The 17,699-nt window shown below is 61.5% G+C and carries 17 protein-coding genes; 15 read left to right on the top strand and 2 right to left on the bottom strand.

Going from position 1 to position 17,699, the window contains the following annotated elements; all coding sequences use genetic code 11:
* Nucleotides 1-80 precede the first annotated feature (80 nt).
* The 6 genes from accD (at nt 81) to O0881_RS09360 (ending at nt 6,717) form a co-directional block, all read left to right on the top strand.
* A complete protein-coding gene (gene accD, locus O0881_RS09385) occupies nt 81-953 on the top strand; it encodes an acetyl-CoA carboxylase, carboxyltransferase subunit beta (protein ID WP_010400390.1) in 873 nt (290 codons plus the stop codon).
* A gap of 101 nt (nt 954-1,054) precedes the next feature.
* Entirely contained in the window at nt 1,055-2,353 is a 1,299-nt protein-coding gene (folC, locus tag O0881_RS09380) for a bifunctional tetrahydrofolate synthase/dihydrofolate synthase (RefSeq protein ID WP_289904076.1), read from the top strand.
* A 24-nt stretch (nt 2,354-2,377) separates the two neighbouring features.
* Entirely contained in the window at nt 2,378-3,361 is a 984-nt protein-coding gene (locus O0881_RS09375; RefSeq protein ID WP_289898562.1) for an SPOR domain-containing protein, read from the top strand.
* A gap of 20 nt (nt 3,362-3,381) precedes the next feature.
* Nucleotides 3,382-3,870 (top strand): CvpA family protein, encoded by a 489-nt coding sequence (locus tag O0881_RS09370; RefSeq protein ID WP_289911029.1) that lies wholly within the window; start codon nt 3,382-3,384, stop codon nt 3,868-3,870.
* A 38-nt stretch (nt 3,871-3,908) separates the two neighbouring features.
* Entirely contained in the window at nt 3,909-5,432 is a 1,524-nt protein-coding gene (gene purF / locus O0881_RS09365; RefSeq protein ID WP_034783451.1) for an amidophosphoribosyltransferase, read from the top strand.
* A 43-nt stretch (nt 5,433-5,475) separates the two neighbouring features.
* The gene (locus tag O0881_RS09360; protein WP_289911028.1) at nt 5,476-6,717 is read left to right on the top strand and encodes a cystathionine gamma-synthase family protein; all 1,242 of its coding nucleotides are present in this window, start codon (nt 5,476-5,478) and stop codon (nt 6,715-6,717) included.
* Between the two features lie 70 nt (nt 6,718-6,787).
* Here the strand turns inward: O0881_RS09360 and lexA are convergent, their stop codons facing one another.
* Nucleotides 6,788-7,423: a transcriptional repressor LexA gene (lexA, locus tag O0881_RS09355; RefSeq protein WP_034783454.1), complete on the bottom strand. Its 636-nt coding sequence runs from the start codon at nt 7,421-7,423 to the stop codon at nt 6,788-6,790.
* 275 nt (nt 7,424-7,698) lie between these two features.
* On the opposite strand from lexA, the gene rpsF reads away from it, so the two are divergent.
* The 7 genes from rpsF (at nt 7,699) to O0881_RS09320 (ending at nt 12,502) form a co-directional block, all read left to right on the top strand.
* Complete coding sequence (gene rpsF / locus O0881_RS09350) at nt 7,699-8,088, top strand: 30S ribosomal protein S6 (protein ID WP_034750499.1); 390 nt, start codon at nt 7,699-7,701, stop codon at nt 8,086-8,088.
* Nucleotides 8,089-8,108: 20 nt separating this feature from the next.
* On the top strand, nt 8,109-8,408 hold the full coding sequence (gene priB, locus O0881_RS09345; protein ID WP_034783455.1) for a primosomal replication protein N: 300 nt from the start codon (nt 8,109-8,111) through the stop codon (nt 8,406-8,408).
* A gap of 25 nt (nt 8,409-8,433) precedes the next feature.
* Complete coding sequence (rpsR, locus tag O0881_RS09340) at nt 8,434-8,724, top strand: 30S ribosomal protein S18 (RefSeq protein WP_010400024.1); 291 nt, start codon at nt 8,434-8,436, stop codon at nt 8,722-8,724.
* Between the two features lie 27 nt (nt 8,725-8,751).
* Nucleotides 8,752-9,207 carry a 50S ribosomal protein L9 gene (rplI, locus tag O0881_RS09335; RefSeq protein ID WP_034783456.1) on the top strand — a complete coding sequence of 152 codons (456 nt, stop codon included), beginning with the start codon at nt 8,752-8,754 and terminating at the stop codon, nt 9,205-9,207.
* Between the two features lie 135 nt (nt 9,208-9,342).
* Nucleotides 9,343-10,728 carry a replicative DNA helicase gene (locus O0881_RS09330; RefSeq protein WP_034750488.1) on the top strand — a complete coding sequence of 462 codons (1,386 nt, stop codon included), beginning with the start codon at nt 9,343-9,345 and terminating at the stop codon, nt 10,726-10,728.
* Between the two features lie 94 nt (nt 10,729-10,822).
* The gene (locus O0881_RS09325) at nt 10,823-11,449 is read left to right on the top strand and encodes a DUF47 domain-containing protein (protein WP_010400015.1); all 627 of its coding nucleotides are present in this window, start codon (nt 10,823-10,825) and stop codon (nt 11,447-11,449) included.
* A gap of 42 nt (nt 11,450-11,491) precedes the next feature.
* Nucleotides 11,492-12,502 carry an inorganic phosphate transporter gene (locus tag O0881_RS09320; protein WP_034783457.1) on the top strand — a complete coding sequence of 337 codons (1,011 nt, stop codon included), beginning with the start codon at nt 11,492-11,494 and terminating at the stop codon, nt 12,500-12,502.
* A gap of 46 nt (nt 12,503-12,548) precedes the next feature.
* Here the strand turns inward: O0881_RS09320 and O0881_RS09315 are convergent, their stop codons facing one another.
* A complete protein-coding gene (locus tag O0881_RS09315; RefSeq protein WP_289911027.1) occupies nt 12,549-13,445 on the bottom strand; it encodes an MBL fold metallo-hydrolase in 897 nt (298 codons plus the stop codon).
* Between the two features lie 198 nt (nt 13,446-13,643).
* Between O0881_RS09315 and O0881_RS09310 the strand changes: the two genes are divergently transcribed.
* Together O0881_RS09310 and O0881_RS09305 are read left to right on the top strand one after the other, a co-directional pair.
* The gene (locus O0881_RS09310) at nt 13,644-15,266 is read left to right on the top strand and encodes an HD family phosphohydrolase (protein ID WP_289911025.1); all 1,623 of its coding nucleotides are present in this window, start codon (nt 13,644-13,646) and stop codon (nt 15,264-15,266) included.
* Complete coding sequence (locus O0881_RS09305) at nt 15,263-17,518, top strand: adenylate/guanylate cyclase domain-containing protein (protein WP_289911024.1); 2,256 nt, start codon at nt 15,263-15,265, stop codon at nt 17,516-17,518. Before O0881_RS09310 ends, O0881_RS09305 begins: the two co-directional genes overlap by 4 nt.
* Nucleotides 17,519-17,699: the final 181 nt, after the last annotated feature.

Genomic DNA, 17,699 nt, shown 5'->3' with positions numbered 1-17,699 from the left:
GCGCCCTGCGGGGCGTCGCCGTTTACCGTCTGCCGGGGGCGTCCACCGACGCTACCCCTACAAGGGCCCAAGGAGAAAATATGAGTTGGTTGGAAAAACTGCTGCCACCGCGCATACAGCGTTCTGATGCTGCCGCGCGCAAGACCATGCCGGAAGGCCTGTGGGTCAAGTGCCCGTCGTGCGAAGCCGTGCTGTACCGTACGGACCTGGAATCGAATTTGCACGTGTGCCCGAAATGCGATCACCACATGCGCATCCGCGCGCGTGAACGCCTCGACAGCCTGCTCGACGCGGGCGGCCGCTATGAAATCGGCCAGGAAATCCTGCCTGTCGATACCCTGAAGTTCAAGGACAGCAAGAAATATCCGGACCGCCTGAAATCCGCCATGGAAGCGACGGGCGAGACGGATGCGATGGTCGTCATGGGCGGCGCCATCATGAGCCTGCCAGTGGTCGTGGCGTGCTTCGAATTCGAATTCATGGGCGGCTCCATGGGCTCCGTCGTGGGCGAGCGCTTCGTGCGCGGCGCGCAAATCGCGCTGGAACAGAAGGTGCCGTTCATTTGCATCACCGCCACCGGTGGCGCGCGCATGCAGGAAGGCTTGCTGTCCCTGATGCAGATGGCGAAAACCACGGCCATGCTGACCAAGCTGTCGGAAAAGAAATTGCCATTCATCAGCGTGCTGACCGACCCGACCATGGGCGGCGTGTCCGCCTCGTTCGCCTTCATGGGCGACGTGGTCATTGCTGAACCGAAAGCGCTGATCGGCTTTGCCGGCCCCCGCGTGATTGAAAACACCGTGCGCGAAAAACTGCCGGAAGGCTTCCAGCGCGCCGAGTTTCTCGTCACCAAGGGCGCCGTCGACATGATCGTCGACCGCCGCAAGATGCGCGAAGAAATCGCCCGTCTGCTGGCCTTGTTGCAAAACCAGGCCGTCGAAGTCTTGGCGTAGCGCCAACGTAACAGGCCGGGCGGCGTCCGCAGGACACGCCCGGTTGCCACGCCACACCATCTCCGCGCCTCGCGCACTGTCTCCTCATCAAGAAGTCTCCCATGCTCAAGCTCCCCACCACCTTGCCGGACTGGCTCGCCATGCTGGAAACCCGCCATTCGGAAACCCAGATCAATATGGGCCTGGACCGCGTGCAAGCCGTCAAGGCGCGCATGCAGCTGGCGTTTACTTGCCCCGTGATCATGGTGGCGGGCACGAATGGCAAGGGTTCCACCTGCGCCATGCTGGAATCCGTGCTGTTGCGTGCCGGCTACAAAGTGGGGCTGTACATCAAGCCGCACTTTCTCGATTTTAACGAGCGTGCCCGCGTGCTGGGCGAGATGGCCAGCGACGAACAGATCGTCGCCAGCTTCAACGCCGTCGAAGCCGTGCGGGGCGACACGCCGCTCACGTATTTCGAATTCACCACGCTGGCCATCCTGCACCTGCTGTCGCAGGCCAAGCTGGACGTGGCCATCCTGGAAGTGGGCCTGGGCGGGCGCCTCGACGCCGTCAACGTGATCGATGCGGACGTGGCCATCGTCACCAGCGTCGATATCGACCACACGGATTACCTGGGCGACACGCGCGAAGCGATCGGCTTTGAAAAGGCGGGCATCTTCCGCCCGGGCAAGGCGGCCATCTGCAGCGACCCCGTGCCGCCGCAATCCTTGATCGACCATGCGGAAGCCATCGGCGCCGACCTGTGGCTGATGGGCCGCGATTTCAATTATTCGGGCGACAAGCAGCAGTGGAACTACGGCGGGCGCGAGCAGCGCCGCAATTCGCTCGCGTATCCAAGCTTGCGCGGCGCCAACCAGATTCTCAACGCGACGGCCGTGCTGGCCGCGCTGGAAGTGCTGAAGCTGAAACTGCCCGTGGGCGCGCAGGAAGTGCGCACGGGCCTCGTGACGGTGGAGCTGCCGGGCCGCTTCCAGGTCTTGCCTGGCCGCCCCAGCGTGATCCTTGATGTAGCGCATAACCCTCACGCGGCGTCGGCGCTGAACCAGAACCTGGGCAATATGGGTTTCCACCCGTACACCTATGCCGTGTTCGGCTCCATGCTGGACAAGGATATCGATGGCGTATTGGCCGCGATGAGCGAACACGTCGACCACTGGTGCCTGACGGGCTTGCCTTCGCCGCGCGCGGCCACGGCGTCCGAGCTGGCCGCCAAGGTGCAGATCATGCTGGAAGATAAGCCCGACAGCAGCGAGCATACTGTATCTATTTTCGATGATCCGGCACAAGCTTTTGCAAATGCAATGAGCCGGGCCGGTGAGAATGATAGAATTGTGGTCTTTGGTTCTTTCCTCACCGTTGCCGGCGTGATGAAGGCCCGAAAATCCTCACTTCACTGAAACGCACTCGACTGAAAATCACGCATGGGCTTGTTCTCGAAACTGTTTAAAAACAAGCAAGAATCCTCTGGCGAAGACAGCGGCTTTTATGTCCCTGGCGAAGCACAGTCGCCGACCCGCAAACGCGCCGCCAACACCTCCGGTGGCGGCGGATCGCGCCGTGGCGGCAAGGAAGCGCCGGATCCGGTCTTGCCTGAAAAAAAGCGCGCACGCCGCCGCCTGGTCGGGGCCATTGCCCTGGCCCTGGGCGTAGCTGTCGGCTTGCCGATGCTGCTCGACTCCGAGCCGAAGGCGCCGTTCAACGATATCGCCATCGATATTCCGTCGAAGGAAAAGGCCGTAGCGCCTGCACCGGCGCCCGTGCCGGCCGTTCCGGTCCGGGCCGCATCGAATGGCCTGGACCAGTCCGAGGAGATCGTCGACGCGCCGCTGCCGCCTGCGGCCAAGCCGACGCCTGCACCGGCACCCGTGCTGGCCGCCGTCCAGCCTGCGCCGGTCAAGCCAGCCTACGTGGAACCGAAACCCGAGCCCAAGCCGGTCAAGGTGGAGCCAAAACCGGAACCGAAGCACGAAACCAAGCCGGAACCCAAGGCCGAGCCGAAACACGAGTCCAAGCCTGAGCCCAAGCATGAAGTAAAACCGGAAGCCAAGCCCGAGCCGAAGCCTGCCAAGCCGGCGCAATCGGCCGACGATGCCGCGCGCGCGCTGGCCATCCTGGAAGGCAAGCCGCAGGACAAGCCGCAAGAGAAGGTGCAGGACAAGGCGCACGACGCCGGCAGCGGCAAGTTCGTGGTGCAGGTGGCGGCGCTGGCGACGCAGGACAAGGTCGACGAATTGCAGGACAAGCTGCGCGAAGCGGGCATCAAGTCGTACACGCAGAAAGTCTCGAGCCCGGCGGGCGAACGCATCCGCGTGCGCGTGGGACCGTTCGGCAGCCGCGAAGACGCCGAAAAGACCCGCGCCAAGCTGCAAAAGCTGGGCCTGGGCGGCAGCCTGGTACCGGCGTGATGTTGCAAGGCTGAACGGGCGTGACGATTTTCGATTACCTGGTGCTGTTTGTGCTGGTGACGTCCGTGCTGATCAGCATGATGCGCGGCCTGGTCAAGGAAATACTGTCATTGGTCAGCTGGGTCGTGGCTTTTGTCATTGCCAATGCCTATGGCGCCACCCTGGCGAAATTCCTGCCGGAAGCCGTGCCGGGCGAAGCCATCCGTTTGTTGCTGGCTTTCGTGGTGCTGTTCATCGGTGTGCGTATTTTGATGGGATTGCTGTCCATGACGGTCGACGCGCTGGTCAAGGTGACGGGCCTGAGCCTGGCCGACCGCGCCCTGGGCAGCCTGTTCGGCGTGGCGCGGGGCCTTGTGATCGTGCTGACCGCCGTCATCTTGTGTGGCATGACGTCCATACCGCAGCAGCCATTCTGGAAAAACGCGCAGCTCAGCCCGCTCGCGGAGCAGGGCGCGCGCGCCATCAAGCCTTATCTGCCTGCCGCTTACGCGCAGCATGTGAAATTTTGAATTTTTTTAAAATCAGTAGCACAGTTTAGGAGCACACCATGTGTGGCATCGTCGGCGTCGTTTCCCATCAACCTGTCAATCAATTGCTCTATGATGCATTGTTGCTCCTGCAACATCGCGGTCAGGACGCGGCAGGGATTGCGACCAATCACAGCAGTATGTTTTCCATGCACAAGGCCAATGGCCTCGTGCGTGACGTCTTCCGTACGCGCAACATGCGTTCGCTGCAAGGTACGACGGGCATCGGCCATTGCCGCTACCCGACGGCCGGTTCGTCGAGCGAAGAGGAAGCACAGCCGTTCTATGTGAATGCGCCGTTCGGCATCACCCTGGCGCACAATGGCAACCTGACCAACTGGGAACAGTTGAAGCTGGAAATGTTCAAGAACGACCGCCGCCACATCAATACCGATTCCGATTCGGAAGTGCTGCTCAACGTGCTGGCGCATGAAATCCAGGAAGCGACGACGGGCCTGAATCTGGACCCGGAAGCCATCTTCAAGGCCGTCACCGTGCTGAACCGCCGCGTCAAGGGCGGCTACGCTGCCGTGGCGCAGATCGCCGGCGTGGGCTTGCTGGCCTTCCGCGACCCGCATGGCATCCGTCCGCTGTGCCTGGGCATCAATGAAACGGAGCAGGGTCCCGAATACCTGATCGCTTCCGAATCCGTGGCCCTGGAAGGCATGGGCTTCCGTTTCGTGCGCGATATCGGTCCCGGCGAAGCCGTCTTCATCGATGCTGACAAGCAATTGCACAGCGCCCAGTGCGCCGACAATGCCAGCCTGAACCCGTGCGTATTCGAATTCGTCTACCTGGCCCGTCCCGATTCCGTCATCGACGGCGCCTCCGTGTACGCCACGCGCCTGAAAATGGGCGAGTACCTGGCCGAAAAGATCCGCGCTGAATTGCCTGGCGTACATATCGACGTGGTCATGCCGATTCCCGATTCCTCGCGTCCGGCCGCCATCCAGCTGGCCATGGCGCTGAACATCGAGTACCGCGAAGGCTTCATCAAGAACCGCTACATCGGCCGCACCTTCATCATGCCGGGCCAGGCGGCGCGCAAGAAATCCGTGCGCCAGAAGCTCAACGCGATTCCGTCCGAATTCAAGGATAAAGTGGTGCTGCTGGTCGACGATTCCATCGTGCGCGGCACCACCAGCCGTGAAATCGTGCAGATGGCGCGTGAAGCGGGCGCGACGAAGGTCATCTTCGCTTCGGCCGCGCCGCCGGTGATCTACCCGAACGTGTATGGCATCGACATGCCGACGCGCGACGAACTGATCGCCTACGGCCGCACGACGGAAGAAGTGTGCCGTGAAATCACGGCCGATTACCTCGTGTACCAGGATATCGGCGCGCTGAAACAGGCTATCGCCGACGTCAACCCGGCCCTGACCAACTTCGAGGCTTCGTGCTTCGATGGCGTGTACGTGACGGGCGACGTGTCGCAGGAATACCTGGACCGCCTGGAATATGCGCGTCACCATCCGAAGGCGGCAGCGCCCGAAGATACGCCGCGTTCCCAGCTGAACCTGAACCTGGCGACAACAGAAGCATAAGTAAGCTGCCCGGCCGATGCCGGGCATTTTTTTCTCCGCGATCATGAACGATAAAAAAAACTACGGCTTTACCACCACCATCCTGCATAACGATCGCCGCAAGGGCATCGAACATGGCTCCCTGCACAAGCCCGTGCACACTTCCGTTGCCTTTGGTTACGCCGATGCGCGCCAGCTCGCTTCCGTGTTCCAGGGCAAGGAACCGGGTTTTCGCTATGGCCGCCAGGGCAACCCGACCGTTTCCGCGCTGGAAGACAAGGTCAACAAGATGGAAGACGGCGTGGCGACCCTGTGCTTCGCCACCGGCATGGGCGCCATCGGTGCCGTGGTGCAATCCTTGCTGCGCGCGGGCGACCATGTCGTATCGTCGGCCTTTTTGTTTGGCAATACCAACAGCCTGTGGCAAACGGTGACGGGGCAGGGCATCGCCGTGTCGTTCGTTGACGCCACCGACGTGGCCAATGTGGCTGCCGCCATCACGCCGGCCACGCGGATTGTTTTCGTGGAAACTATTGCGAATCCGCGCACGCAGATCGCCGACCTGAAGAAGATCGGTGACTTGTGCCGCGAGAAGGGCATCCTGTACATCGTCGACAATACGATGACGACGCCATACTTGTTCCGTCCCAAAGCCGTGGGCGCGGGCCTGGTGGTCAATGCCTTGACGAAATCCATCGGCGGCCACGGCAATGCGCTGGGCGGCAGCTTGACGGATACGGGCGTGTTCGACTGGGCGCAGTATCCGAACATCTTCGAGAATTACAAGAAGGCGGCGCCCGCGCAGTGGGGCATCGCGCAAATCCGCGCCAAGGCCTTGCGCGACTTTGGCGCCTCCCTGGGGCCGGAAGCGGCGCACCATATCGCCGTCGGCGCGGAAACCATGGCCTTGCGCATGGACCGCACCTGTTCGAACGCCCTGGCGCTGGCCACCATGCTGGCCGCCGACCCGAGAGTGGCGGCCGTGCATTACCCGGGCCTGGCGTCGCACCCGCAGCACGCGCTGGCGACGGACTTGTTCCGCAGCTATGGCTCGCTGTTCAGCTTTGAATTAAAGGACGGCATCGACTGCTTCGATTTCCTCAATCGTCTCAATCTTGCCATTCCAGCGAGCAATCTCGGCGACACGCGCACCCTCGTCATTCCCGTCGCCCACACGATTTTCTATGAGATGGGTGCCGAGCGGCGCGCCAGCATGGGCATCGCCGAGTCGCTGATCCGCGTCTCCGTCGGCATCGAGGATGAGGCCGATTTGCTGGACGACTTCAAAAACGCGCTGGACGCCTAAACAGCCGCGCAGCATGTAGAAAGGGCCGCAACAGTCATGCTGTTGCGGCCCTTTCTTTAGCTGCAGTGATTTAATGCCAGCTGCGCATCAGGCCGACAGCCAGCCCTTCCAGTGCAAACTCATCTTCCGGCGACACGGTAATCACCTTGAAGTCCGGGTTTTCCGGTAGCAATTCGATGACGGAACCCGTCTTCTTGTAGCGCTTGACGGTGACTTCGTCGCCGATGCGGGCCACGACGATCTGGCCATTCTTGGCGCTGTCGACCTTCTTGACAGCCAATAAATCGCCATCCATGATGCCGGCGTCGCGCATGGACCAGCCGCGCACCTTCAGCAGGAAGTCGGGCTTGGCCGAAAACAGGGCCGGGTCCACGTTGTAGCTCGCTTCCAGGTTTTCCTGCGCCAGGATGGGCGAACCGGCCGCTACCCGGCCGATCAGGGGCAGCGACATCAGCAGCGCTGCCGGCACCTTCGATGGCAGCGCTTCGGCGGCGGCGCCAATCAGGCGGATGCCGCGCGAGGTGCCGGGCGAAATCTCGATCGCGCCCTTGCGGGCCAGGGCCTGCAAATGCTCTTCGGCCGCGTTGGCCGATTTGAAACCCAGTTCATTGGCGATTTCGGCACGGGTGGGAGGGAAGCCCGTGTTTTCAATCGCGTCCTTGATCAGGTTCAGGATTTGTTCTTGTCGTGCTGTCAGCTTGATCATGAGCGGTGGGTGCATACTAAAATGCTGTCTATATGAACAGTCTGTATTTTTGTACAGTATCGCCCACTATGCAAGGGGATTTCCGTGTTTTGGGCGAATTTCGCAAGAAATACTTGTCCACGGGCGGAAAGCACGGTGGCGCGCGGGCTTTTCGGGCCCATGTGGAAGGAATGATTGAAACGTTTGCAAAAGGCGGTTATAATCTTCGGCTGACCTTCCCACACCCGTCTTGACGCCGGGGTGGGCGATTATCAATCCGACCTGAAGGAGTTTGCATGCGTCATTATGAAATAGTCTTTATCGTCCATCCGGACCAAAGCGAGCAAGTGCCCGCGATGATCGAACGCTACAAAGCCAGCGTAACCACCCGCGGCGGTTCGGTTCACCGCGTGGAAGATTGGGGCCGCCGTCAAATGGCTTACTCGATCCAAAAGCTGCCTAAAGCACACTACATCTGCCTGAACATCGAATGCGACAACGAGACCCTGGTCGAGTTGGAAACAGCATTCAAATTCAATGATGCCGTGTTGCGTCACCTGACCGTTAAAATGAAGAAAGCTGAAACAGCTCCTTCGCCGATGATGAAATCGGTACAACGCGAAGACGCGGCCAAAAGCCACCGCACCGAAGCACCAGCAGCCGCTCCAGCCGCAGCAGCAGCTTAATTCTTGACCAGGATCGTGCGCTGAACCAGCTACAAGTAACCGCCATCATTGCTGAGCGCGAAATATTGCGCTATACCCCGGCAGGGCTGCCGATTGTGAATGCAGTATTGCAACACAGTTCGCAGCAGATGGAAGCAGGGATTGCCCGTTTGACCGAGTTTGATGTTGCCGCGCTAGCCGCTGGCGAAATCTCAGGCCGGTTCAGCCAGGCAAGCTTGGGCGGGGTGTATCAGTTCACGGGTTTCCTGGCCAGGAAGAGCCGCAACAGCAAGAGTTTGGTGTTTCACATCATTGATTTTAGTGCAGTCAATTCTGACTAGCGCATTTTAGATACAGGAGCCTGACATGGCATTCGGTAAAAAGTTCGACAAAAATAAGCTCAAGCTTAAAGAAAAACGCAAACAGCAAAACCCGTTGTTCAAACGCAAGAAGTTCTGCCGCTTCACCGCAGCTCACGTTGAGCAAGTCGACTACAAAGACGTCGACACGCTGAAAGACTTCGTCCAAGAAAACGGCAAGATCATGCCAGCACGCCTGACCGGTACCAAAGCGCACTACCAGCGCCAAGTTGACACCGCAATCAAGCGCGCTCGCTTCCTCGCGCTGCTGCCATACACCGATCTGCACCACGCTTAATCGGTCAGATATTCCTGGAGAAGAACTATGCAAATCATTCTGTTAGAAAAAGTTGTTAACGTCGGTAACCTCGGCGAAGTCGTCAAAGTCAAAGACGGTTACGCACGTAACTTCCTGATCCCGCAACGCCTGGCACGTCGTGCTACGGCAACCGCTGTGGCTGAATTCGAAGTCAAGCGCGCCGAACTGGAAAAAGCTGCTGCCGCTAAACTGGCCGCATCGCAAGCCCAGGGCGAAAAACTGAGCGGCCTGACCGTTCAAGTTGCTCAAAAAGCTGGTGTTGATGGCCGTCTGTTCGGTTCCGTCACCAACTTCGACATCGCTGAAGCGCTGACCAAGCAAGGTTTTGCTGTTGAAAAAGCACAAATCCGTATGCCTACCGGCCCGCTGAAGATCGTTGGCGAGCACAACGTTTCGGTTGCTCTGCATACCGACGTGGTTGTGGAAGTTGTTATCGCTGTCGTTCCAGACGCGAACGCGTAATCGTCTGCGGGCCTGGCCCGCAAGCGTTGCCGCACTATGAAAAGCCGGGTTCGCCCGGCTTTTTTGTGGCCTTTTTTTCGCTCAATTTCAGCCCTTTATTTTTGCCAGCACGCCGAAGCGGGTATAATTCGCGCCATGAACGCCCCCTCTGATCCGCAACTGGATTCCCTCCGTATTCCGCCGCATTCGATCGAAGCAGAACAATCCGTTATCGGTGGTCTGCTGCGCGACAATGCCGCATATGACCGCATCGCCGACTTCATGCATGCGGAGGATTTCTATCGCTATGACCATCGCATCATCTTCGAGCAAATCGTCAAGATGGTTAACGCTTCCAAGCCAGCCGATGTCATTACTGTTTTTGAAACCCTGACCCAGCTCGGCAAGGCCGATGATGTGGGCGGACTCGCTTACCTGAACGCCATGGCGCAAAACACGCCATCGGCCGCGAACATCCGGCGCTACGCCGAGATCGTGCGCGACCGCGGCGTGCTGCGTAAACTCATTACCGTCGCCGACGATATCTCCGGCACGGCCTTCAGCCCGCAGGGCAAGGAAGTCAAGCAGATGCTTGACGAGGCCGAATCGAAGATTTTCGCCATCGCCGAAGAGGGCGCGCGCGGCGCCCAGGGCTGGACCGCCATCCAGCCCCTGCTGACGCAGGTGGTCGAGCGCATCGACGAACTGTACAGCCGCGACAACCAGAGTGAAATCACGGGCGTGCCCACCGGTTTCATCGACCTCGACCGCATGACCTCCGGTCTGCAGCCGGGCGACCTGGTGATCGTGGCAGGACGTCCATCGATGGGCAAGACGGCGTTTTCCGTCAACATCGGCGAAAACGTGGCCATCGACAGCGGCTTGCCCGTGGCCGTGTTCTCGATGGAGATGGGCGGCGCCCAGCTGGCCATGCGTATGCTCGGCTCCGTCGGACAGCTCGACCAGCATCGCCTGCGCACGGGCCGCCTGAACGACGAAGACTGGCCGCGCCTGACGAATGCGATCCAGAAGATGAACGACGCGCAGTTGTACATCGATGAAACGCCGGCCTTGAATTCCATCGAGTTGCGCGCCCGCTCGCGCCGTTTGTCGCGTCAATGCGGCAAGCTGGGTCTGATCATCGTCGATTACTTGCAGCTGATGTCGGCCAATACGCCGGGCGACAACCGCGCCACGGAGATTTCCGAGATTTCACGAGGATTGAAAGGCCTGGCGAAAGAACTCGGTTGCCCCGTGATTGCGCTGTCCCAGCTGAACCGCTCGCTGGAGCAACGCCCGAACAAACGTCCTGTCATGTCCGACTTGCGCGAATCGGGCGCTATTGAGCAGGATGCCGACGTGATCCTGTTCATTTACCGCGACGAGGTGTATAACCCCGACTCGCCGGACAAGGGAACGGCCGAAATCATCATCGGTAAACAACGTAACGGTCCAATCGGCAGCATCCGCCTCACCTTCATGGGGCAGTACACCAAATTTGGCAATTACAGTGGTGGCCTGGCGCTTTACCAAGGCGACTAACACAGCAGCACTGATATTCCATTGGCCGCCCCTTCATCAAAAGGGGTGGCTTTCTGTAGTAAATAACACGACTCAATGCTTAACGGAGAATGACATGTTTGGACGCTTGATGCCCACTGAGGGCAAGTTTTTTGAATTGTTTAACCAGCACGCGGAATTGTGCGTCAAGGGCGCCAAAGAGATGCTCGGCCTGATGACCAATTTCGATGACCTGGAAAACCGCGTGCATGCGATCGAAAGCATCGAGAAACAGGCGGACAAAGTCACCTACGCCACCGTGGAAATGCTGCACAAGACCTTCATCACGCCGATCGACCGCGATGACATCCATCAGCTGATCACGCGCCAGGACGATATCCTCGACCTGCTGGAAGATGCGGCGCAAACCGTCTCGCTGTACGACCTGAAGGCCGTCACGCCGGAAGCCAAGCGCCTGGCCGAACTGGTGCTGGCCTGTACCGAAAAAGTGCGCGACGCCGTCGCCATGCTGCACAACATGGATAACTCGCGCAAGATCGTCGCCATCTGCGAAGAGATCGACCGCCTGGAATCGGACGCCGACCACGTGATGCGCGCCGCCATGTCCAAGCTGTTCCGCGACGAACCGGACGTGCGCAACCTGATCAAGCTGAAAGCGATCTACGAAATTCTGGAAACCGTGACCGACCGTTGCGAAGATGTGTCCAATATTATCGAAGGCATCATCGTCGAAAACGCGTAAGCGTTGGGCCTGTCCTGAACCAGAATCAGAAAAGAAACTACAATGACCATACAAATCAGCATCTACGTGCTAGGCCTGTTGATCGTCCTCGCACTGCTGTTTGACTTCATGAACGGCTTCCACGATGCCGCCAATGCGATCGCCACGGTGGTCTCGACGGGCGTATTGAAACCGCAGACCGCGGTTGCCATGGCCGCCACGTTCAACTTCGTCGCCATCTTCGTGTTCCACCAGCTGACCGTGGCCGCCACGGTGGGAAAGGGAACCATCGACCCGGCGGTGATCGACCAGTACGTGATCTTCGGCGCGCTGATGGGCGCCATCTTCTGGAATTTGTTTACCTGGTACTACGGGATTCCTTCGTCGTCCTCGCATGCGCTGATCGGCGGCCTGGTGGGCGCCGCCGTCGCCAAGTCCGGCACGGGCGCGCTGGTCGCGGCCGGCCTGTGGAAAACGGTGGCCTTCATCGTGATCGCACCGGTGCTGGGCTTTGTATTCGGTTCCATCATGATGCTGCTCGTGTCGTGGATCTTCGTGCGTTCGACGCCGCGCAAGGTCGACAAGTGGTTCCGCCGCCTGCAACTGGTATCGGCGGCAGCCTACAGCCTGGGCCACGGCGGCAACGACGCGCAAAAAACCATCGGCATCATCTGGATGCTGCTGATCGCCGCCGGCTACTCGAGCGCGGCCGATGCCATGCCGCCGATGTGGGTCATCATCTCGTGCTACACGGCCATCAGCTTCGGCACCCTGTTCGGTGGCTGGCGCATCGTCAAGACCATGGGCCAGAAGATCACCAAGTTGAAACCCGTCGGCGGCTTCTGCGCCGAAACGGGCGGCGCGATCACCCTGTTCGTCTCGACGGCGCTGGGCATTCCCGTGTCGACCACGCACACCATCACGGGCGCCATCGTCGGCGTCGGCTCGTCGCAAAAAATGTCGGCCGTGCGCTGGGGCGTGGCAGGCAATATCGTCTGGGCCTGGATCTTCACGATCCCTGCTTCCGCCTTCGTTGCCGCAGTGGCATGGTGGATTGGCCACCACATCATGTAATGGATAGCCAACGCCAGTAAAAAGGGAGCCTTGCGGCTCCCTTTTTTTATGCGCCGGCCAGTTCCACCGTCAGCCCCTCGTAGGCGAGGAACACTTGCAGGCCATTGAGGCGGCTGCTGTAGCGCCCCATCACGTCGGCAAACACGGCTTCGAGCTGTTCGTCGCTGCGCGTCGGTTCGTGGTGGGTGCAGTACAGGCGCTGCACGCCGCAGCGCAGGGCCAGGTCGAAGGCGGCGTCGAAGGTGCCGTGGCCCCAACCCTGCTTGCCCGGGTATTCCTCGCGCGTGTACGAGCAATCCATGATCAGCGCATCGACGCCGGCGACCAGCGCATCGATGCTGGCCTGGCGCTGCGCATTGCGCGCCGCGCAGGCCGCGTGCTCGGCATGGCCGGGCGGATGCAGGTTGTAGAACGGTTCATGGTCCCCGCTGAAAAACAGCGCGGCGCCGCCGCAGTCGATGCGGTAGCCGAGATTGACGACAGGGTGGTTCATTTCCGCGCCGCGCACGCGCGCGCCACCCACCTCGACGGCTTCGCCGGGCGCCAGGGTGCGGTACTCGATGCTGGCCGCCATGGCCGCTTCACTGACAGGAAAATAGCTGCCTTGCAGCTGCACCGCCATCACGTGCTCGATGCCGCGTCCGCTGATGGCGTCAAAGGCGCCATGCAGTCGCATGCGGTTGCCGGCCACGAACAGGGGCGAAAACATGGGCAGGCCGTGGATGTGGTCCCAGTGGCTGTGCGTGATGAAGACGTGCGCGTCGACGGGCTCGCCCGGTGGCAGTTGCTGCGCCAGCGAGAAGATGCCGCTGCCCGCATCGAGGATGATCAGGCTATCGTTGTCGGTGCGTACTTCGATGCACGTGGTGTTGCCGCCATAGCGCGCCGTGCGCGGGCCGGGAGAGGGGATGGAGCCGCGCACGCCCCTGAACGTGAATTTCATTCAGTACCTTGTTACGGTGTAATTATTGTTGATTCTATTCTAATTAATGAGATTGGCGGCAACATTTATGTGTGTTGCAATACGGCAAGTTATTTCATTTTGTTGCAACTAAGTAATGTACAGTGCGCAGGGTGGCCGTTACACTGGCGCTTGCCGACTTCCCCTTTTTTGCTTGCCCATTACCTGATTGCCACCAACATGCCTCAGTTGCACCCTGAGAGAATCGCCCACAGACTGGAGCAATTGACCGAACTCAGTGTCGCGCTTGGCCATGGCCTGGGCGGCGAAGGGCACGATATCGGCGCGCTGTTGCAGCGCATCGTGCTGCTGGCAAAAAGCATGAGCGGCGCCGATGGCGCCACCCTGTACCGGCCCATGGCCGGGGGCCGTCAGCTGGCGTTCGACATCAGCGTCAACGACAGCCTGGGCATCGCGCAGGGCGCCGACATGGGTTTGCCTGGCGTGCCCCTGTTTGACGATGTCGGCCAGCCGAACCTGGCGTCGGTGGCCGCGTATGCGGCGAACCTGCGCCGCAGCGTGAACATCGCCGACGTGTATCGCGACGAGGGCTTCAATTTTTCCGGCATGCGCGACTTCGACCGCCACCACGGCTACCACACGCAATCGATCCTGACGGTGCCCATGAGCGACCACGAGGGCGACCTGATCGGCGTGCTGCAACTGGTCAATGCCAAGGATGGCGAGACGGGCCAGGTGCGCGCCTTTTCCTCCACCGACCAGCGCTTCATCGAGGCGCTGGCCGCCCAGGCGGGCGTGGCGCTGACGAATCAGCTGCTCATTTCGCAGCTGGAAGAGCTGCTCGAATCGCTCGTTACCCTGATCAATATCGGCATCGATGAAAAATCGCCGTACACGGGCCGCCACTGCCAGTTCGTGCCCGAGCTGACGATGCTGCTTGCCGACGCCGCGCACGCCACGCAAACGGGGCCGCTGGCCGATTTCCGGCTCAGCGACAACGAGCGCAAGCAGTTGTGGCTGGCCGGCTTGCTGCACGACTGCGGCAAGATCACCACGCCCGTGCACGTGGTCGACAAGGCTACCAAGCTGGAAACCATTTTTGATCGCATCGCCCTGATCGACACGCGCTACGAAGTGCTGCTGCGCGACGCCGAGATCGCAGCCCTGCGCCAGCAGGCGGCGCAGCCGCAGCAAAAGGACGCCATCGCCCGCGCGCTGGCGCAGGAGCAGGCGGCGTTGCGCGAAGAGCGCGACTTCATTCGCACGGTCAACGTCGGCGGCGAGAGCATGGCGCAGGCCGACCAGGAGCGCGTGCGGCAGATCGCCAGGCGCCGCTGGCGCGCGGCCGACGGCGAACTGCGCGATTTCCTCGACGCCGACGAGACGGAAAACCTGACCATCCGCGCCGGCACCCTGACGGCGGCCGAGCGGGCCATCGTCAATAACCATATCAGCGTGTCGATCCGCATGCTCGAAGCGCTGCCGTGGCCCAAGCACCTGCAGAAGGTGCCGGAATACGCGGGCGGCCACCACGAGCGCATGGATGGCAAGGGTTATCCGCGCGGGCTGACGAAAGAGCAGATGTCGGTGCCGGCGCGGCTGATGGCGATTGCCGATATTTTCGAGGCGCTGACGGCGCGCGACCGGCCGTACAAAAAGGGCAAGTCGCTGTCCGAATCCCTGCGCATCCTCGGCAATTTCAGCCTGAACGGGCATATCGACCCGGAACTGTTCGACGTTTTCATCCGCAGCAAGGTCTATCTGACCTTCGCTGAAAAGCACATGCATCCGAGCCAGATCGATGCCGTCGACGAGGCGGCCATTCCGGGCTATACCCCTTGAAGCTTTCGCTGGCCTTGCGCAAGCATGGGGCGCGGTCGCTGCTGGGCATACTGCTGACCTTGGCGGCGGCCGTCCTGTGCCTGGCCGGCAACGACACTGTCGCGCGGCTCGACGCCATGCTGGGCGACTGGCGCATGCGTGCCGAGACGCCGCAGCTGGACCACCGCATCGTCATCGTCGACATCGACGAGCAAAGTCTGGCCCGGGTGGGCCGCTTCCCCTGGAGCCGCGACATCCAGGCGCGCCTGGTGCGCCAGCTCACCGGCCATTACGGCGTGGCCGCGCTGGGCTTCGATATCTCGTTTCCCGAAGCGGACACCAGTTCCGGCTACGCCGTGCTGCAGGGCCTGGCGCGGGGTGAACTGGCGGGCGTGGCCGGCTTGCCGGCGCAGCTGGAAAAACTGCGCCCGGCGATGGATTACGATGGCCTGTTTGCCGAGGCCATGCGCGGCCAGCCCGTGGTGCTGGGCTACAGCGTATCGGAGCAGCAAAGAAAGGGCGTGCTGCCCAAGCCGGCTTTTACCGTTGCCGATTTGAACGGGCGCAGCGTCACGGCCTACGTGGCGCGCGGCTACGAAGCCAATATCGCGCCCCTGCAGGCGGCCGCGCAGGGCGCCGGCATCTTCACGGCGCTGACCGATGCCGATGGCGTGGTGCGCTCCTCGACCCTGTTGCAGCGCATCGGCGACGGCTATTATCCGTCGCTGTCGCTGGCCACGGTGGCCGTCTACCTGCAGGCGCGCGCCATCGCCCCCCGTTTCACGGGCACGGCCGATACCCTGTCGACGCGCGAACTGGCCAGCGGCGGACTCGAACACATCATGCTGTTCACGCCGCGCGGCGCGCTGGCGATCCCCGTGGGTGAAGCCCTGACCACCACGGTGCAGTACCGCGGCGCGGGCGGCCCCGATGGCGGCGCCTTCCGCTATGTGTCGGCGTCCGACGTGCTGGCCGGCGCGGTGCCGCCCGCGCTGCTCAAGGGCGCCCTCGTGCTGGTGGGGACCACGGCGCCCGGCTTGAACGACATCCGCGCCACGCCCGTAAATGCCGAGTATCCGGGGGTGGAAGTGCATGCCAACCTGATCAAGTCCATGCTTGACGGGCGCTTCAAGGCGCGGCCCGACTATGCGCTGGCGTTCGAACTGGTGCAGATCGTGCTGTTTGGCCTGCTGCTGGCGGGCGCCCTGGCCATGCTGCCGCCGGCCGGCGTGATGCTGGCGACCGTGGGCGCGCTGGCGGCCGTCATCGCCATCAATCTGTACCTGTATGCCGTGCACGACCTGGTGCTGGGCGGCGCCGTGCTGCTGTTGCTGATCGTGGCGCTGTTCATCGCCAACCTGGCGTGGGGCTATTTTTTCGAGGTGCGCAAGGGACGCGCGCTGGTGGCCCGTTTCGGCGAATATGTGGCGCCCGAACTGGTCGCCGAAATGGCCGACGATCCGCAGCGCTACACCATGGAGGGCGAGAACCGCGAACTGACGGTGCTGTTTGCCGACGTGCGCGGTTTCACTGCCATTTCCGAGCAGCTGGCGCCGGCCACCCTGCGCGAATACATCAACGAATACCTGACGGCCATGTCGGAAGATATCCGCGACAGCCATGGCGGCACCCTCGACAAATACATCGGCGACGCCGTGATGGCGTTCTGGGGTGCGCCCGTCGCCTTTGCCGATCACGCCAGCCGGGCCGTGGCCAGCGCCCTGCTGATGCAGGGCAGCGCGGCGCGGCTGAACCAGCAGTTTTGCGCGCGCGGCTGGCCGGCGCTGCGCATCGGCATCGGCCTCAATACGGGACCCATGCATGTGGGCGACATGGGTTCGCGTATCCGTCGCGCCTATACCGTCATGGGCGACAGCGTCAACCTGGCCGCGCGCCTGGAAGGCGCCAGCAAGCTGTATGGCGTGGGCATCGTGGTGGGCGAGGCCACGCGCGCGGCCGCCGTCGAATTCCTGTACCGCGAGCTGGATCGGGTCAGAGTGCAGGGCAAGCAGGAAGCCGTGGCCATCTTCGAGCCGCGCGGCTTGCTGGCTGATGCTACGGCCGCGGAACTGGCGCAGCTGGAACGCTGGCACGCGGTGCTGGCCTTGTTGCGCGTGCGCGACTGGGCGGCGGCCGGCGCGCAGCTGGCCCGCTTGCAGGCGGACTTTCCCGATGATGGCCTGTACCGGCTGTACGTGGCGCGCCTGGAGCGCTATCGCAGCTTGCCGCCGCCAGCCGACTGGGATGGCGTGACAGAATTGCACAGTAAATAAGGCTGCCAGCGCGCCGGAAAATGCCCGTTATTGCGGCATTTTTATCACTGTGCGCGCACTGTTTGTTGCGTTGCGATAAAAATCAGGGAGAAATGTTAGAAATTTCTGACTGGAAACAAAAAGCCGTCTAAAATTTGTCTTCAATCCATTGCCGGACACGCTGGCGCCTGCGGGTCGCGCG

This window comes from Janthinobacterium sp. SUN100, from assembly GCF_030397705.1.
In the GTDB taxonomy this organism is placed as follows: domain Bacteria; phylum Pseudomonadota; class Gammaproteobacteria; order Burkholderiales; family Burkholderiaceae_D; genus Janthinobacterium; species Janthinobacterium kumbetense.
The sequence above is the reverse complement of the archived record's forward strand: the minus strand, read 5'-3'. Positions and strand labels throughout refer to the sequence as shown.

Bases quoted from the DNA above. Each gene is read 5' to 3' on its own strand.
- accD (WP_010400390.1), top strand. From the start codon at position 81: ATGAGTTGGTTGGAAAAACTGCTGCCACCGCGCATACAGCGTTCTGAT.
- folC (WP_289904076.1), top strand. From the start codon at position 1,055: ATGCTCAAGCTCCCCACCACCTTGCCGGACTGGCTCGCCATGCTGGAA.
- O0881_RS09375 (WP_289898562.1), top strand. From the start codon at position 2,378: ATGGGCTTGTTCTCGAAACTGTTTAAAAACAAGCAAGAATCCTCTGGC.
- purF (WP_034783451.1), top strand. From the start codon at position 3,909: ATGTGTGGCATCGTCGGCGTCGTTTCCCATCAACCTGTCAATCAATTG.
- O0881_RS09360 (WP_289911028.1), top strand. From the start codon at position 5,476: ATGAACGATAAAAAAAACTACGGCTTTACCACCACCATCCTGCATAAC.
- lexA (WP_034783454.1), bottom strand. From the start codon at position 7,423: ATGATCAAGCTGACAGCACGACAAGAACAAATCCTGAACCTGATCAAG.
- rpsF (WP_034750499.1), top strand. From the start codon at position 7,699: ATGCGTCATTATGAAATAGTCTTTATCGTCCATCCGGACCAAAGCGAG.
- rpsR (WP_010400024.1), top strand. From the start codon at position 8,434: ATGGCATTCGGTAAAAAGTTCGACAAAAATAAGCTCAAGCTTAAAGAA.
- rplI (WP_034783456.1), top strand. From the start codon at position 8,752: ATGCAAATCATTCTGTTAGAAAAAGTTGTTAACGTCGGTAACCTCGGC.
- O0881_RS09330 (WP_034750488.1), top strand. From the start codon at position 9,343: ATGAACGCCCCCTCTGATCCGCAACTGGATTCCCTCCGTATTCCGCCG.
- O0881_RS09325 (WP_010400015.1), top strand. From the start codon at position 10,823: ATGTTTGGACGCTTGATGCCCACTGAGGGCAAGTTTTTTGAATTGTTT.
- O0881_RS09320 (WP_034783457.1), top strand. From the start codon at position 11,492: ATGACCATACAAATCAGCATCTACGTGCTAGGCCTGTTGATCGTCCTC.
- O0881_RS09315 (WP_289911027.1), bottom strand. From the start codon at position 13,445: ATGAAATTCACGTTCAGGGGCGTGCGCGGCTCCATCCCCTCTCCCGGC.
- O0881_RS09310 (WP_289911025.1), top strand. From the start codon at position 13,644: ATGCCTCAGTTGCACCCTGAGAGAATCGCCCACAGACTGGAGCAATTG.